Here is a 12,543-nt window from a genome sequence, read left to right as displayed (position 1 = left end):
AACCCATCCATTATTTTACAACTAAAACGTCACAAGGTGCTATACGGGTAACATAATTTGTAACCGCGCCCATTAGCATTCGCTCGACTGCCTTCAAACCGGATTGTCCCATAATAATTAAATCTGAATGGTGATCCTCAATGAAGTCCTTAGCAATTACCGTCTTAGGACTTCCAAAACGGATGTGGATGTCAACATCTGTGAAACCATCTTTTACGATGCTATCTTTCAATTCATTCATATATGCTTCTGTATCTTCAAATGTTTGATAAACGATTGAACCGCCACCGTCCATCATCCCTGAAAAACTAACAGAGAATTGACGTGTGTCAATAACGTTTAAAATGTCTAAATGTGCATGGTTAGCTTTGGCACTTTCTACAGCACGACGTAATGCTTTTTCAGCTGAATCTGATCCATCAACTGGGACTAAAATATTTTTATATTCTTGTTCCATATTTGCCACCCCATATCTTTTATTTATGATTACAGTATATCATTAAAATTGTATTAGATGTTAGCGTTTTACCTACAAAATTTGAAATAAAGAAGGTTCCTACTATGTTATTAAAAAGAATTTCTATTTTTAGCGCTCCCTACTCCGTTCGTGAATTAACGGAAAAAGATTTACCTCAAATGTTAGCGTTAGAAAAAAGTCAGGCGGATTACTTAAAGCTTCAAGGAAAGTCTGACTTAACAATTGATGAAATCAAATCCGACTTAACATCTGTCCCTCTTTCAGTTAACCAGAATCAAAAATGGACTCTTGGATTTTTTAAAGATGAAAAACTTGTTGCTATTATTGATTTTCTAACAGATTACCCTCAAGTTCAGACCGTTTGGATTGGTTTATTTATTGTCTCAAAGGCCGATGAAGGAAAAGGGATTGTCGCCCATTTATCAAAAGCACTCTTTAAGTCTCTTAAATCTGAACAATTCACAAATGTTCAAACTTTAAAATATGAACAAGAAACAACAAATCAAATATTATTAGAAAAATTAGGGTTCATTGATCAACAACCATTAGTTTTGAAAAGTTCTGATGGGAGTAACATCCCCGCCATTCTTTCTAAATTAACACTTTAAATTAGAAAATTATTTAACATGTATCCAGTATTTCTTACTAACATTTGGTTATCTTCTTTCATTTCCTATGATTTTGGCCATCTAGGTGTTATGATTAAATAGTAAGAAACTGGAGGAATAAAACATATGAGCAAAAATTTATTAGCAGATCTTGAGAAAAACTTCATCACGAGTGATGAAACCTCTAAAACATTTAAGGTTCCAAGCAAAAAGGAAGATCTAACAATAAAGATTGACAATGATATTTTTGAAAAAGTTTCTAAGGATGATGAAAAACTCGAACGTCTAATTAAGAACTTACTTAAGTTCAGTTCAAAGAGTAAAGCAAAAGAATTAATCTCAATTAATAAACGTAATTACCGTATCTTCATGTAACCCACAAAACTAGCCCGGTTGAGACTAACTTTGGGGGCTAGTTTTTTTAATTCTTGTCAATTCGACGTTTTTATCTTAAACTATTAGTTAAGAGGTGATTCTTATGTTTTTAACTACTGGAGATATTAATCGTTCATATGCTATTAAAGGCATTGTAAATGCGACGGCTAAGCTTATATTAGAAGCCGACGAAATTGATCGTGTTGACGATTTTGATTCATTATACGATGACGTTCGCGCTGAATTAGCCGAACGAGCAATTAATAAAGGCGGCGATGGTATTATTAACGTCCACTTTGAACCACAAACTGTTCGCGTAACAATTGCGCCTAGATTCTTAGTCTTGCATGGTTATGGTACCGTTATCGAGTTTTCTAAATAAATTTATACGCGCTTGTGGCGGAACTGGCAGACGCGCAGCGTTCAGATCGCTGTTTGGGTTTCCAAGTGCAGGTTCGATTCCTGTCAGGCGCATCATCAACGTTGATACACCAGTGTTTAAATCCGATTCGTATCCATTTACGAATTGGATTTTTTATTTTAACCAAATAGCCTTTAACTTGTTTTAACAATCAAGCTGAATTAAATATTTTGTTACTCTTTTGATTAAATTCATTTTTAAATCTTAAAATTTAACAAATAAAAAAGTGTGCGATTCTGCATTTAGCAAAATCGCACACTTTTTTTAATAATTATATTCCTCTACTTGATCAGTTCATATATTCCTTCAGCGTAAATAGCTGCAGCTTTGAACACATCGTCCAATGGAATAAATTCATTAGCTTGATGCATCGTATCGGGAACGCCTGGGAACATCGCTCCGAAGGCAACACCGCGTTTCAAGAGACGACCATAAGTTCCGCCACCAACAACTAAACCTTCGGCCTTTTCGCCAGTTTGTTTCGTATAAACGCCTAATAACGTTTTAACCAAAGGATCTTCTGGTGATACATAATGAGGGCCTTGTAGACGACCGGCCTCAATTGTAACGTCCATTTCATTCGTAATATTTTCAATTCCACGTTTAATATCAACTTCTGTCATACCTTTAGGGAAGCGGAAATTCAAGGCCATTTGCCCACCCTTATCAACTTTAAAAGTAAATATTCCAGAGTTCATTGTTAAATCACCCATAATGTCATCAGTAAAGGCAATATTAAAATTATTCATACGTGAATCTTTGTGTAAATAGTCAGCAGCTAGACGTAGATAATTACCCGCGTCACCACCAAAATCAAATTGATTTAAAAATAATGCTAGGAAAGTTCCCGCATTTTCACCGTTTTTAGGTTCTTGCGCATGGGCAGCTTTACCAACCATCGAAATAGTTACCATATCATCATGGCGTTCTAGTTCGCCGGTAACGACGTTAGCAGCTATAAATTCATTAAAGACTTCTTCCATCTCGGCACCATTTTCCGTTTTAATCACGGCTTTAGCATCGCGAGGAACCATGTTTTCTCGGAGTCCAGCATCAAATTCAAGCAATTGATCCTTTTCACCATTTGAGCCATTAAAGTTCAAGAAGTAAGTGATATTTCCTTTTTCACCATTGATGATTGGGAAGAATGCATCTGGCGAAAATCCAAAATCTGGTTCGGGCATATTTTCAAGGTAATGTGTCATCCCTCTCCAGCCACTTTCTTCATCAGTTCCAATAATAAAACGAACTTTTTTTGAAACAGGCAATCCCAACTCTTGGATAATTTTCAAACCATAGTATGCAGCCATTCCTGGCCCTTTATCATCTGAAGCACCACGAGCATAAATTCGGCCATCTTTAACAACTGGAGAGAACGGATCAGTGTCCCAGCCGTTTCCGGCAGGCATAACATCAACGTGAGCTAAAATTCCCAACGTTTCGTCCCCTTCACCAAATTCAATATGACCAGCCAAACCATCAAGGTTTAAGGTTTTAAAACCATCACGTGCTCCAATTTCCAAAAATTTATCCAACCCAGCTTTAGGTCCAGGACCTAAAGGGGCTTCGGTTGTTGCAATTGATTCATCACGAACACTTTCAATTTTTAACATTGAAAATAAATCTTCTAATAAGGCATCTTGACGCTTTTCAACTTCTGCTTTCCAATCTATACTCATTTGACTTCCTCCTATAATATTAGTAAGACCATTTTATCACAAAATTTTAATAATCGGTATTCAAAGGCGCATTAAATCAAATAAATTGATATACTCTAGTCATTCAATAAAGGAGTGTCGAAAATGGAAAAAATATCTAAATCGATTTTAACGAACATATTTAATGAGGAAGAAAAACAAGTTACTCAGCAACGTATTGTTGTCGTTGGCGGCAATGAAAATGGTGGTGGCTCTGCTTTTATAACTGCAAAATCTGCTTTGTATAGTAGTGGGAATCCAGTCACAACAGCAACAGACAAATTAAATTTAGGTGCTTTGTACGCGAACCTACCCGAAACTGACTATATTAATTATTTCGACAAAGTATTACTTGCTGATGCGATATCAAATGCATCAGTTATTGTCGCGGGTCCCGGATTAGGATCTGATTTAAGAAGTTCTGATATTCTAGATGTTGTTCTTGCAAATGCGTCACTCAATCAGACACTAATTTTGAGCGACGCCGCCCTTAAAATAATAAAAGAATCGGAGCATCCTCTTCCAAAAACTAACTTAATTTTGGTTATGGATGAAGCAGAATGGGCTAATTTTTCTAATGTCCCAATCGAACAACAAACATCAGATTCAATGGAAATTTTCCAACAAAAAAATAACGCCATAATTGTCATAAAAAAGACGAATACTGAATTATATTTAAAAGATGGTTCCGTTCTAACGAGCCCATTAAAAACGTCACAAACAAGCACAAATTCTTTGACTGGGATAATTACCGGACTCGCTACTTTATCCTCTAATACGTCAGAAACAGTTGCAGCAGCCATTTACCTCCATGGCTACATCGAAGACCAAATCTCTCGTTCACAATTCCCAGTTCTTCCTTCGCGCATTGTTGATAACATTCCCTTATTTTTAAAAGAATTTACGCTATAAAAAAATTGTCGACTTTAACTAGTCGGCAATTTTTTATTGAATCGATTCAATTTCCTCGTCCGTTAAAACACGATAACGACCTAAAGACAATGTTTGTTCTAATTCTAAGGTTCCCATTTTCTTACGTTCAAGTCGGATGACCCTCATCCCGATTGCCCCAAACATGCGTTTAATCTGGTGATATTTCCCCTCGGTAATTGTCACAAAAACCTCAGATATATTTGTATCACTTTGATAAGATGCTATGCTCAATCTGGCAGGCTTTGTTCGTGTGCCATCCTTCAGTAAAAGTCCCGTCTCAAATTTTGACACATCAGCGTCGGTGACATGCCCTTCAACTTTAGCAAAGTACACCTTGTCCACGTGGCGTGTTGGTGAGAGCATTCGATGACCTAATTGACCATCATTTGTAATAAGCAATAATCCAGTTGTATCCTTGTCTAAGCGTCCAACTGGAAACAAATCATCCCGGTAGTCCACACGATTAAATAAATCCATTACTGTTTTTTGCTTTTTATCTTTAGTCGCCGTCAATACACCCGCCGGTTTGTTCAAGAGGTAATAATAATATTGTTGATATTGAACTACTTCTCCATTTACCTGAACGATTGCTTCTACCGGATTAATTTGAATTTTTGCACTGGTCACCTTTTCGTCATCAACAACTACTTGCTTCGTTTTTATGAGTTTACGAACATCACTTCTCGTACCAAATTGCATTTCGCTCAAAAATTTATCAATTCTCATTTCAGCTTAAACCTCACTTAATTCTCAATCTCCGTCGTAGTCCAGCAACGCGATCGCCTAATATCTTATCAGCTAATCTTGTTTTTAAACTAAAGTAGACATAAACATACCCGCCCAAACCGGCAGCGATAATAATTGTTATAATAGCACTAATTCGACTGTCCATCGGTAAAAATAGGTAGATAACTTTTACTGCCAAAAGTGCGATAAAAAATGTCATAAGTGCATAAATCATCATTTTATTTAATCTTGCCTGTATCAGTCTTACATTTAAATGGAACATTTTATGTAACGAGCGGATCATTAACCATGAGCTCACACCCATACCAATCGCTGTAGCCGCCAATGGTCCGAATGCACCAAGCCAGGCAACTAAAGGATATTGAACGATTAATTTGATTATCATCCCAATGAAGAAATAAACAATTGCCTTCTTATTTTGATAAACGCCTTGTAAAATGGCAGAAACAACCGTAAACAATCCTAAGAAAATCGATTCATATGCTGAGAACTGTAAAACGTAAATTCCGACTGGATCGTATCCATAAAAAATAACATATAGTGGATGAGCTACGGCAGCCATTCCTAGAGCACATGGTAACATTACAAAAAAGAATAATTGTAATGTATCCGAAGTTTGCTCACTCAATGCTTTTTTATCATTTCGTGTGTACGCTTCTGATAGTAGCGGTATAGCTGTAATTGACATTGCTGAAGCAATGGAAATGATAATCATCACCAATTTGTTAGCATTAAAACTAAATAATGCCCATAATTCATTTTGAACAGTTCGCGTATAATTAGTAACGTGTGTCATAATACCAAAAAAAGTATATTGGTCAATTAACCCAAATATTGTAATGGCTGCACCGATAATAATAAAGGGAATTGATTCTCGAATAACTTCTTTAATGATTTGCTGCGTAGAAATCATCAATTTATTATTACTATTTGCGACTAATCGATCTAGTTCGGGTTTTCGACGGTAAAAGTACCAGACTAAAACTAACATACCACCTAATGCCCCAATAAAGGCCGCAAAAGTTGATTGTGTCACACCAGTAATATAACTACCATGGCTAACTTTCATAATAATAAATGTTGCACCTAACATGTAAATAACTCTAGCAATTTGTTCGAAAAATTGCGAAATAGCGGATGGTGCCATTTCTTGATAGCCTTGAAAAAAGCCTCGTATTAAACTCATCATTGGTATAATTAATAAGGCCCAAGACAATGATCTAAAAACAGGGATAACATTTTTATCCCCACTCGTGATGTATGGTGCAATAATCCATAATATAACCGCACAAACGACGCCCATTATAGCCATCAATGCCATTCCATATTTGAATAATCGTCTCCCAATGCCATACTCATTTTGTGCATTGTAATGCGCAACTTGTTTAGCGACGGCAGAAGGTACTCCCGCTACTGCAATCATTAGAAAGAAACTGTAAACATTGTATCCCATACTGTACAAAGCATTTGCCTGTAGTCTATCTGGCCCCAGCCACATGTTCCATGGAATAATGTAGATAGCTCCCAGTACTCTTGAAAAAATACTACCCGCAGTCATCCAGGCTGACCCTTGCAACATTTTTCGTTTAGCATTACTTTGTTCAGACGCCATTTGATCTGCTAATTTTCCATCTTCATCCATTACTTTTGTACCCTACTTTCCCATAACACTTAATCTTACCATTTTATAGCTTTTAAATTTCAGTTGCAATTTATTTTTTTATTTTTAATCAAAAAATAAACGAGTATCACAAAATAATTATATTTTGTGATACTCGTTTAGCATATTTTAATATTTAATTTGCAACGATATTAACTAATTTACCAGGAACAGCAATCACTTTACGAATTGTTTTCCCTTCAAGTTCTTCTTTAATTTTATCGTCATTTAAAGCCAATTTTTCTAATTCATCTTTAGTAGCATCTTTAGAAACAACACTATGTTGACGAACTTTACCGTTAACCTGTAGGACAATTTCAACTGTATTTTCAACAAGTTTACTTTCATCAAATGTAGGCCAACTAGCGTAACTAATAGATTCTTCATGTCCTAATAGTGACCAAACTTCTTCAGCCATATGCGGTGCGATTGGCGCTATTAATTGAATAAAGCCTTCAACTTGTTCCTTAGCTAACGATTTAGCTTTATAAGCGTCATTAACAAAAATCATTAACTGTGAGATACCCGTATTAAAGTGAAGGGCCTCATAATCCTCAGTTACTTTTTTAACTGTTTGGTTATATATTTTATCAAGTTCACCGTCATTTTCATCAACAACTGCTGAGCTAATCTGATTATCTTCGGTCATGATTAATCGCCAAATGCGCTCGATAAATTTATGTGACCCATTCAATCCATCTTCGCTCCAAGCAATTGAAGCATCTAATGGTCCCATGAACATTTCATAAAGGCGTAACGTATCTGCCCCAAAACGCTCAACTATATCATCTGGATTAACGACGTTACCTTTAGATTTAGACATTTTTTCATGGTTATCACCTAAAATCATTCCTTGGTTAACTAGCTTTTGGAAAGGTTCTTTAGTAGGCACGACACCAATATCGTATAAGAATTTATGCCAAAATCTTGCATATAGCAAATGTAAGACAGCATGCTCAGCACCACCAACGTAAACGTCAACGGGAAGCCATTCTTCTAATTTTTTACGATCAGCAATTTCATTTGGGTTATGAGGATCAATAAAACGAACAAAGTACCATGAGCTACCAGCCCATTGTGGCATTGTATTCGTTTCACGCTTACCTTTACGACCGTTCTCATCGACAACGTTAATCCAGTCAGTTAAATTAGCTAAGGGACTTTCACCTGTACCAGATGGTTTAATATCCGTTGCTTCAGGTAACTCAAGTGGTAATTGGTCAACAGGAACTGTTGTCGTTTCGCCATCTTCCCAATGAATAATAGGAATTGGTTCACCCCAGTATCGTTGTCTTGAAAATAACCAATCTCTTAATTTATAATTTATTTTCTTCTGACCAACATTATTTTCTTCCATCCAAGCAATAGCTTTTTCGATAGCTTCGGCTTTTTCCAAACCGTTTAAAAATCCAGAGTTAATGTACTTGCCGGGAGTTGTGTTTGCTTCATCAGTAATTTCAGGGCCTTCAATGACAGGTAAAATATTTAATCCGTATTTTGTTGCGAATTCAAAATCCCTCTCGTCATGTGCAGGAACGGCCATAACTGCACCAGTACCATATGATGCTAAAACGTAATCAGCAGTCCAGATTGGTAATTTTTCACCATTTACAGGATTTATTGCATACGATCCCGTAAATACACCCGTTTTATCTTTTGCCAAATCAGTTCGTTCCAAGTCAGACTTAACTTCAATTGCTTTTTGATAAGCTTTAACGGCTTCTTTTTGAGAATCTATTGTAATTTTATCAAGGATATCCAACTCTGGTGCAATAACAATATAAGAAACACCGTAAATAGTTTCGGGGCGTGTTGTAAAAGCTTCTATTTTTAAATCGTCAAATTGATCAACCTTAAAATTGACACTTGCGCCCGTTGACCTACCGATCCAATTTCTTTGTTGTTCTTTAATACTATCTGGCCAATCCAAATCATCCAAATCGTCTAGTAAACGGTCTGCATAAGCCGTAATTTTTAGAACCCATTGACGCATAGGTTTTCTAACGATTGGGTAACCACCTCGTTCTGTTTTACCATCAATTACCTCTTCATTAGCAACAACAGTACCTAAATCAGGACTCCAGTTAACGGCAACCTCATCTTCATAAGCTAATCCTTTTTCGTATAACTTTTCAAAAATCCATTGTGTCCATTTATAATAATCAGGATCAGTCGTATTTAGTTCACGACTCCAGTCATATGAAAGACCTAAAGATTTTATTTGTCGCCTAAAATTATCTGTATTTGTTTTCGTAAATGCCTTAGGGCTGTGTCCAGTATCTAGCGCGTATTGTTCGGCTGGAAGTCCAAAAGCATCCCACCCCATTGGATGCAAAACGTTAAATCCTTGCATTCTTTTCATTCGAGCCAAAATATCTGTAGCTGTAAATCCTTCTGGATGCCCCACATGAAGTCCCTGACCAGATGGATATGGGAACATATCAAGCGCATAAAAATTTTCCTTTTCAGGATTTTCAGTCGTTTTAAATGTTTGATTGGCATCCCAAAATGCTTGCCATTTTTGTTCTATTACTTTGTGATTATAAGTCATGTATACTAACTTCCTTTCTGATTATATATACAAAAAAGTCCTATAGAAGATTAACTTCTATAGGACGAATTTTCCGCGGTACCACCTATTATTCCAGTATAAATTACTGACTCTTTTTCATAACGTGAAATAACGTTCGCACCTACTATTGTTCAGTGAGAAAACTCAAGGATGAGTTCAAATAACCATTTATGTATATTCTCACTACCATATACTCACTAAAATAATTGGTTAAATTACTAGTTCCTCTTAATCGTTTTATATTAATTTCAGTGTAGCAAACGAATCTTATTATTGCAAATAATCTTTAGTTTTTTTATCGAATAAATTAATTATCATTGCGAGAACTACAATACAAATTCCTGCCAAATATATACCATGAAGACCTTGATACAGAACTTCACGTAACTTAGGTATCAAATGCTTTGGTAATTGATCTGCAGTCTGTGGATTGATTAAAATGTCCATCATACTATCCTTTGTTCCCGGAGTTTTTACTATTTCTTTATGCATCTGCATATTAAATATAATGCCAAATACCGAAATCATCAATGTTTGTCCAAGAGTTCGGCTTAACGTGTTAAATGATGTCGCCACGCCAATATCAGACTGTGGCACTAAGCTCTGCGCAGTGACTGTCGTCGCTGTGATCGTTATTCCAAATCCAACTCCTAATATCGCGGAAATAATTAGAAATAAATAGAATGGTGTATTTATTGGCAAGAGGCCAAGTGCAACAGATCCAATTAAAATAAAAAGTAAACTAATCGATAACACTTTCTTTGGTGCCCATGCCGCCATCATATTGCCTGCAAAGAAAGAACCCGCAATCCATAGAATAGAACTTGGTGTCACCGCAAATCCCGCCATAGAAGCTTTTAATCCAAGTATTCCTTGAGTCCATGTTGGAATATAAACCTCAAACCCAATTAAGAATCCCGATATTAATGCGGCTACAATATTTTGAATTACAAACGTTCTGTTATTAAAAAGTTTTAACGAAATAATTGGATCCTCTACTCTTTTTTCCCATTTAATGAATAAAAAGAGCGAGACCATAAAACCAAAGAAACAGAGTAAAACAACTAAATCCATTCCGACATCACCCCAACGCTGGAAGCTATACAAAATTGCTAGAATGCCTGTCATCAAAAGAAAACTACCAAAAAAATCTATTTTTGAACTCATAATTTTACGTTCTTCTTTAAAAAACATCTGAATCATTATTATCGTTATCAAACCTATTGGCAAGTTGATAAAAAATACCCAATGCCAATTTAAATGATCCACAATAAAACCACCCAACAAAGGTGCAACTATTGAGGCAATTCCCCAAGCTGATCCATTCAATCCCATTACTTTTGCCCGATTTTCAACAGAGTAAATATCAGCAATAATGGTAAAAGATACTGGCATTATTGCCCCAGCACCAATACCTTGTATTGCACGTGAAACAATTAAGGTAGCCATACTATTGGAAAAGCCACAAAGTGTTGATCCAACCAGAAAAACTACAAGACCAAATATAAAAACTGGCTTACGTCCTAAAACATCTGCGAGTTTACCGTATATTGGTGTCATCATGGCGTTGGTTAATAAATAAATTGAAAAAACCCAATTCATTAACGATACACCGTGAAGTTCCCCAGCAATTGTGGGCATTGCGGTTGATATTATAGTCCCTTCAACTGCAGTCAAAAATGTTGCAACAAAAATAGCAACCGTAACTAAACGTACATTAGTTTTTGAATTCATGAAACGCCTCCTAAATAAAAAACGATTATATTAAATATTAATTTAATATAATTCGTTGAGTAAACTTTGAACTTTATCCGTTTTTTCCCAAGGCAATTCAATATCAGTACGCCCAAAATGTCCATAAGCTGCTGTCTGCTTGTATATTGGGCGACGTAAGTCTAACATTTTAATAATTCCCGCAGGACGTAAATCAAATATTTTTCGAACGGCTCCAACTAGATCTAATTCATCATACTTAGAAGTACCAAATGTATTGATATTAATTGAAACTGGCTGTGCTACACCAATTGCATATGCAAGCTGAACTTCAACTTGTGTGGCAATTTTAGCTGCAACAATATTCTTTGCAATATAGCGGGCAGCATAACTAGCTGATCGGTCAACCTTTGTCGCATCTTTGCCTGAAAATGCGCCCCCACCATGATGAGCATACCCACCATATGTATCAACAATTATCTTTCTTCCGGTAAGCCCGGCATCACCTTTTGGACCACCAATAACAAATCGGCCCGTTGGATTAATGTAGTATTTCGTTTCCGAGTCTAGTAGACTAGGATCAATAACGACTTTAATGACTTTTTCTATCATATCTTCTTGAATTTTTTTTAATCCTGTTTTTTCATCATGCTGCGTAGAAATAACAACCGTATCTACCCTAAATGGTTGGCCTTTTTCATTATACTCTACGGTTACTTGGGCCTTTGCATCCGGTCTCAAATATTTTAGTTCTTCATTTTTTCGTAAACTTGCAACACGACGCATTAATTTATGACTAATTGCGATTGGTAATGGCATTAACTCAGGTGTCTCATCTACCGCATATCCAAACATTAATCCCTGATCGCCCGCACCAATCTGATCGAACGGATCTAAATCGCCATTTCTTGTTTCTAACGATGTATCAACACCTAATGCAATATCAGGAGATTGTTCATCTATAGCAACCATGACGGCACAATTATCACCATCAAAACCAACCTGAGAATTAATATAGCCAATTTCTTTTATTGTATTCCTAACTACTTGCTGAATATCCACGTATGCATTCGTAGATATTTCACCAACTACAAGTACTAATCCGGTTGTCACAGTCGTCTCACAAGCGACTCTGGCATTAGGATCCTTTTCTAAAAGAGCATCTAATATTGCATCACTAATTTGATCTGCGACCTTATCCGGATGCCCCTCTGATACTGATTCCGATGTAAATAAATGTTTTTCAGTCATTTTTATCTCCTTAAAAGTGTATGAAATTAAAAAAGAACCTCAACTATAAAAGTTTAGGTTCCAATAAATACCTGTATGACGGTCCTAA

General features: G+C 36.1%; 11 protein-coding genes, 1 tRNA gene and 1 other annotated feature. Of the genes, 5 read left to right on the top strand and 7 right to left on the bottom strand.

Annotation, left to right across the window (positions count from 1 at the left end):
- Positions 1-10 precede the first annotated feature (10 nt).
- On the bottom strand, positions 11-457 hold the full coding sequence (locus N0K73_RS04170) for a universal stress protein (protein ID WP_057973337.1): 447 nt from the start codon (positions 455-457) through the stop codon (positions 11-13).
- A gap of 104 nt (positions 458-561) precedes the next feature.
- Between N0K73_RS04170 and N0K73_RS04165 the strand changes: the two genes are divergently transcribed.
- The 4 genes from N0K73_RS04165 to N0K73_RS04150 all read left to right on the top strand — a co-directional run bounded on the left by N0K73_RS04165 (position 562) and on the right by N0K73_RS04150 (position 1,935).
- Positions 562-1,086: a GNAT family N-acetyltransferase gene (locus tag N0K73_RS04165; RefSeq protein ID WP_112251584.1), complete on the top strand. Its 525-nt coding sequence runs from the start codon at positions 562-564 to the stop codon at positions 1,084-1,086.
- Positions 1,087-1,212: 126 nt separating this feature from the next.
- Positions 1,213-1,461, top strand: coding sequence for a hypothetical protein (locus N0K73_RS04160; RefSeq protein WP_057973335.1), 249 nt, complete (start codon positions 1,213-1,215; stop codon positions 1,459-1,461).
- A 103-nt stretch (positions 1,462-1,564) separates the two neighbouring features.
- The gene (locus N0K73_RS04155; protein ID WP_112251582.1) at positions 1,565-1,843 is read left to right on the top strand and encodes a hypothetical protein; all 279 of its coding nucleotides are present in this window, start codon (positions 1,565-1,567) and stop codon (positions 1,841-1,843) included.
- An 8-nt stretch (positions 1,844-1,851) separates the two neighbouring features.
- Positions 1,852-1,935: transfer RNA gene (locus tag N0K73_RS04150), tRNA-Leu, on the top strand.
- Positions 1,936-2,163: 228 nt separating this feature from the next.
- On the opposite strand, the gene pepV is transcribed toward N0K73_RS04150, so the two are convergent.
- Positions 2,164-3,561, bottom strand: a complete 1,398-nt coding sequence (gene pepV / locus N0K73_RS04145; protein ID WP_112251580.1) for a dipeptidase PepV — start codon at positions 3,559-3,561, stop codon at positions 2,164-2,166.
- A gap of 123 nt (positions 3,562-3,684) precedes the next feature.
- On the opposite strand from pepV, the gene N0K73_RS04140 reads away from it, so the two are divergent.
- Positions 3,685-4,491: an NAD(P)H-hydrate dehydratase gene (locus N0K73_RS04140; protein ID WP_112251578.1), complete on the top strand. Its 807-nt coding sequence runs from the start codon at positions 3,685-3,687 to the stop codon at positions 4,489-4,491.
- A 33-nt stretch (positions 4,492-4,524) separates the two neighbouring features.
- On the opposite strand, the gene N0K73_RS04135 is transcribed toward N0K73_RS04140, so the two are convergent.
- The 5 genes from N0K73_RS04135 to metK form a co-directional block, all read right to left on the bottom strand.
- Positions 4,525-5,238 (bottom strand): 16S rRNA pseudouridine(516) synthase, encoded by a 714-nt coding sequence (locus tag N0K73_RS04135; protein ID WP_112251576.1) that lies wholly within the window; start codon positions 5,236-5,238, stop codon positions 4,525-4,527.
- Between the two features lie 13 nt (positions 5,239-5,251).
- On the bottom strand, positions 5,252-6,901 hold the full coding sequence (locus tag N0K73_RS04130) for a putative polysaccharide biosynthesis protein (protein WP_225416514.1): 1,650 nt from the start codon (positions 6,899-6,901) through the stop codon (positions 5,252-5,254).
- A 154-nt stretch (positions 6,902-7,055) separates the two neighbouring features.
- Positions 7,056-9,470, bottom strand: coding sequence for a leucine--tRNA ligase (gene leuS / locus N0K73_RS04125; RefSeq protein WP_112251574.1), 2,415 nt, complete (start codon positions 9,468-9,470; stop codon positions 7,056-7,058).
- A 57-nt stretch (positions 9,471-9,527) separates the two neighbouring features.
- Positions 9,528-9,733, bottom strand: a binding site (T-box leader).
- 28 nt (positions 9,734-9,761) lie between these two features.
- Entirely contained in the window at positions 9,762-11,225 is a 1,464-nt protein-coding gene (locus N0K73_RS04120; protein WP_112251572.1) for an MDR family MFS transporter, read from the bottom strand.
- A gap of 42 nt (positions 11,226-11,267) precedes the next feature.
- On the bottom strand, positions 11,268-12,455 hold the full coding sequence (gene metK / locus N0K73_RS04115) for a methionine adenosyltransferase (RefSeq protein WP_112251570.1): 1,188 nt from the start codon (positions 12,453-12,455) through the stop codon (positions 11,268-11,270).
- Between the last annotated feature and the right edge of the window lie 88 nt (positions 12,456-12,543).

The organism is Dellaglioa algida (genome assembly GCF_030127605.1).
Taxonomy (GTDB): domain Bacteria; phylum Bacillota; class Bacilli; order Lactobacillales; family Lactobacillaceae; genus Dellaglioa; species Dellaglioa algida.
This window is presented reverse-complemented; position numbering and strand designations above follow the sequence as displayed.